We start from the raw sequence: 3,859 nt of genomic DNA on the forward strand, positions 1-3,859 counted from the left end.
GCCTCAGGCGCGTAATCAATATTTATTCTTGGCGTAACCGCTATTTGAGACTCGTCAATGTCCTTATATTCGGTAATTATAATGTTGTTATCAATAATCAAATTCGTCCCGTTATTAGCTTTAGTTATCCCTAGCGCCTGACACACCTTGCCCGGTCCCGATGTCAGTGCAAACGGCTTTGTCTTAGTAAGGTCAATTTTTCTTAATCTTGCCATCGTGTCTATGTTTTTTAAAGGCTCTACGGCTCTTATCAATACGCCGGCGGGCGTTCCTTTAGGTTCTGTAATGACATTCATGCAAAAATACATGCCGTATATTTGATATATATACAACTTGCCGCCGTCTTCCAACATTATTTTATTTCGCTCGGTTATTCCTCTAAATGAATGAGCGGCGGCGTCAACAGTCCCTATGTACGCTTCGGTTTCCACAATCATAGCTTCTAAAACAATGCCGTTAAGGTTTCTCACAATGCGTTTTCCTAATAACCGCTGGCTAACCGTTAGCGTATCGTTATTATAAAAATCTTGACTGAGTCTTTTGTATTGATTATTCATAAAAAATTTAGTTTAGGTGTTTTCTAAAAATTAATCTCAAAATTCCTCTCAAAAATCTAGGCGGTTTGATGCATATAATCTTCATAGAATCCTCCAAAATTAATTCATCGTCAAGCTATCTAAAAAAGAGCTTTTATTCTATCTATATATGCACCAAAGCCATAATCTGCCACAATAAGATAATTTACGCGCCCCTTAATCTCTTAATCGCGGCTTTTTTGTCGCCTGCGCTAAATACCGTATTGCCCGCTACGATAATATTTGCGCCGGCGTCTATCACGCTATGGACATTGTCAAAATTAATTCCCCCGTCAACTTCCAGATCAATGTCTTTGCCTAAGGATATTATCATTGATTTTATTTCCTTTATCTTTTCAATTGAACCTAAAATAAATTTTTGCCCGCCAAAGCCAGGATGAACGCTCATGACAAGGACCAAATCGCAATAAGGCAAAACATCTTTTATAGCGCTAACGGGCGTTTCGGGATTTAATACTATGCCGGCTGATACTCCAAATGATTTTATTTGCTGGATTGCCTCATCGGCGTTATTAGCGGCTTCTATATGTATTGTAATTATGTCCGCTCCGGCCTTGGCAAAGCGCTCTATATATTTTTGAGGTTCTACAATCATAAGATGAACATCAAGCTTAAGACTTGTTATTTTTCTTATGTCCTCTATCATTTTTATCCCAAATGTAATATTTGGAACAAAAACTCCATCCATTACATCGCAATGCAGCAAGTCCGCGCCCGCCCTTTCCAGTTCTTTGATATCTCTTGCCATATTGGCAAAATCGGCTGAAAGAAGGGACGGGGCTACCTTGATTAATTCTTTTGTTATTTGCTTCAATTTTTTCTCCTTTTTTAAGCATAGCTTTGCGCTTTTTTTAGGTCGTTGTATATATCTATATATCTTAAATAACGCTCTTTGGAAATCTTGTCCTCATTTACCGCCTGTTTTACAGAACATTGCGGTTCGTTAATATGCGCGCAGCTTGAAAACTTGCAGTCATTTTTATAAAGATTAAATTCGTCATAATAATCTTTTAGATTATTATACTCCAAATTATCCAAATCCAACAAATTAAAGCCGGGCGTGTCCGCCACATAATAGTCATCAACGCTGATTATCTCAGTGTGCCTTGTGGTATTTTTTCCTCTTGAAATCTTTTGGCTCAAATCTCCCACAACGGAATAATCGCATCCCAATATAGCGTTAATCAAGCTTGATTTGCCCACGGCCGATTGCCCCGCGAAACAATTAATGCCGCCCTTTAGAATTTGAATTAATTTATCAATATTATAACCTGTCTTTGCGGACACTTGGATAAACCGTATATTGGATTGTTTGTATTGGTTTTGTATCTTTTTAGCCAAATCGTCGTTATCCAAATCAACCTTATTAAAACATAATACAGGCTCTATTTGATTGATTTTGGCGGCAACTATTAATTTATCAACCAAAAGCAAATCAACATAAGGCACGCAAGAAATAACTATAATCATCTTATCTATATTGGCAATAGGCGGGCGAATAAGTTTATTTTTTCGCGGCAAAACATTTTCTATTACGCAATTTTCATCGTCAATCTCTACGATATCGCCCGCAAGCAACTGCTCTTTTTTTAATTTTTTGCGCGCAAAACACTCTATAAGCGTTCCGTCAACAAACACGGTAAACCTACCCGCTATGCATTTTGTTACCGTTCCTTGTTTTATCATAGCCTTATGTTCCGTTTATCTCTTTTAAGACAGTATTTCTTAATTGTCCGCACGCTCCTTCTATATCGCTCCCCATTGAGCGCCTTATGGTTACGGAAACATTGTGTTTTTTTAGCTTGTTCGCAAAATCTTTGGCTTGCTCGTAAGAACATGGCTTTAAGTCTTTTTCTTTTACATAATTTAACATAATAAGATTGATATGGCAAGAATAGCCTTTGGTAATTTTGACCAATTCTCCTAAAGATTTGTTGTCCATATTCTTATCGGGTATCATAGCGTATTCATATATAATTCTTCTGCCGGTTTTTTCAAAATAATATTTTGCGGCGTTTACTATATCGCTAACAGTATATTTATTCGCTATAGGCATAAGCGTCTTACGGACTTGGTCTATTGCCGAATGAAGCGATATCGTTAATGTTATTTTAAAACCGTCATCGGCAAGTCTAACAATATTTTCGCATATTCCGCAAGTGGATAGCGAAATATTCCTTTGGCTGACGTTAATGCCTTCAGGACAGCTAACTAGATTTAAAAACTTAGTCACATTTTGATAATTATCCAAAGGCTCTCCGCTGCCCATAAGAACGATATTGGTAATTTTTCTATCCGTTATTGTCCCGCCAAGATATTTATTAACCGCGATTACTTGACCCAGAATTTCGCCCGCGCTTAAATTCCTAACAAGCCCGCCTATCCCTGACGCGCAAAAGGCGCAACCCATACGGCATCCTACTTGCGCGCTCGCGCAAATAGTAAAACCATATTTATATTCCATTACGACGCCTTCTATTATGTTGCCGTCATTTAATTGATATAAAAACTTTTGGGCGCTATCTTTTTTTGAACGCAGTATTTTAATAATTTTTAAAGAAGACGCGGTATAATTTTGCGACAAGAATTCCCTAAGCCCTTGCGGTATATCGGTCATATCGGCAAAATCTACGCCGTTATGAAGCCATTTAAAAATCTGCTTCGCTCTAAATTTGGGCTGGTCGCTCAATAATTTATTTAATTCGTCAAAATTATAATCAATTAGCAATGGTTTCATTTGCGCCGGACCTTTGCGATAAAAAAGCCGTTGGTATCTGAAATATGCGGCATTAATTGAACATAATCGCCAATCTTTAAAGAATTTATTGCGATATTTACAGGAACCGATTCAAAATCGAGATTGTTTTTTAAAAATTTATCCACTATATCTTGATTTTCTTTCTTTAAAATTGTGCATGTGGAATAAACCAAATGCCCGCCTTGTTTTACATATTTTGAAGAAGTTGAAATAATTTCGTATTGCAATTTAGTAAGCTTATTAATATCATTTGGCGTTTTATGCGCAAGTATATCGGATTTAGAATTTAAAACTCCCAGCCCGCTGCAAGGAACATCGCATAACACAATGTCAAACTGTTTTTCCCATTCGGGGTTAAATTTTGCGGCGTCGTTTAAGATTACTTCTATATCTTGCTCGCCCATTCGCGATTTGTATGAGTTAATAAGCTCTAATCTATGGGGATGTATATCGCAAGAAATTAAAGATATTTTCGCCAATTGACTCAAAAACACGCTTTTGCCAC

At 37.2% G+C, this 3,859-nt stretch carries 5 protein-coding genes; all 5 read right to left on the reverse strand.

What is annotated here, in order from left to right; translation table 11 throughout:
• Positions 1-557, reverse strand: a 557-nt coding sequence (locus GX756_06605) for a DNA-3-methyladenine glycosylase (protein NLC17528.1), incomplete at its 3' end; no start/stop codon positions are given.
• Positions 558-741: 184 nt separating this feature from the next.
• A complete protein-coding gene (gene rpe, locus GX756_06610; protein ID NLC17529.1) occupies positions 742-1,344 on the reverse strand; it encodes a ribulose-phosphate 3-epimerase in 603 nt (200 codons plus the stop codon).
• 80 nt (positions 1,345-1,424) lie between these two features.
• Positions 1,425-2,282: a ribosome small subunit-dependent GTPase A gene (rsgA, locus tag GX756_06615; protein NLC17530.1), complete on the reverse strand. Its 858-nt coding sequence runs from the start codon at positions 2,280-2,282 to the stop codon at positions 1,425-1,427.
• Positions 2,283-2,286: 4 nt separating this feature from the next.
• Positions 2,287-3,333, reverse strand: a complete 1,047-nt coding sequence (gene rlmN, locus GX756_06620; GenBank protein ID NLC17531.1) for a 23S rRNA (adenine(2503)-C(2))-methyltransferase RlmN — start codon at positions 3,331-3,333, stop codon at positions 2,287-2,289.
• Positions 3,330-3,859 (reverse strand): 16S rRNA (cytosine(967)-C(5))-methyltransferase RsmB (locus GX756_06625; protein NLC17532.1); only part of this gene is annotated, 530 nt, incomplete at its 5' end. The genes rlmN and GX756_06625, both read right to left, overlap by 4 nt.

This window comes from Clostridiales bacterium, from assembly GCA_012512255.1.
Taxonomy (GTDB): domain Bacteria; phylum Bacillota; class Clostridia; order Christensenellales; family DUVY01; genus DUVY01.

Excerpts from the sequence above, each read along its gene's own strand:
- rpe (NLC17529.1), bottom strand. The coding sequence starts at position 1,344 with ATGGCAAGAGATATCAAAGAACTGGAAAGGGCGGGCGCGGACTTGCTG.
- rsgA (NLC17530.1), bottom strand. The coding sequence starts at position 2,282 with ATGATAAAACAAGGAACGGTAACAAAATGCATAGCGGGTAGGTTTACC.
- rlmN (NLC17531.1), bottom strand. The coding sequence starts at position 3,333 with ATGAAACCATTGCTAATTGATTATAATTTTGACGAATTAAATAAATTA.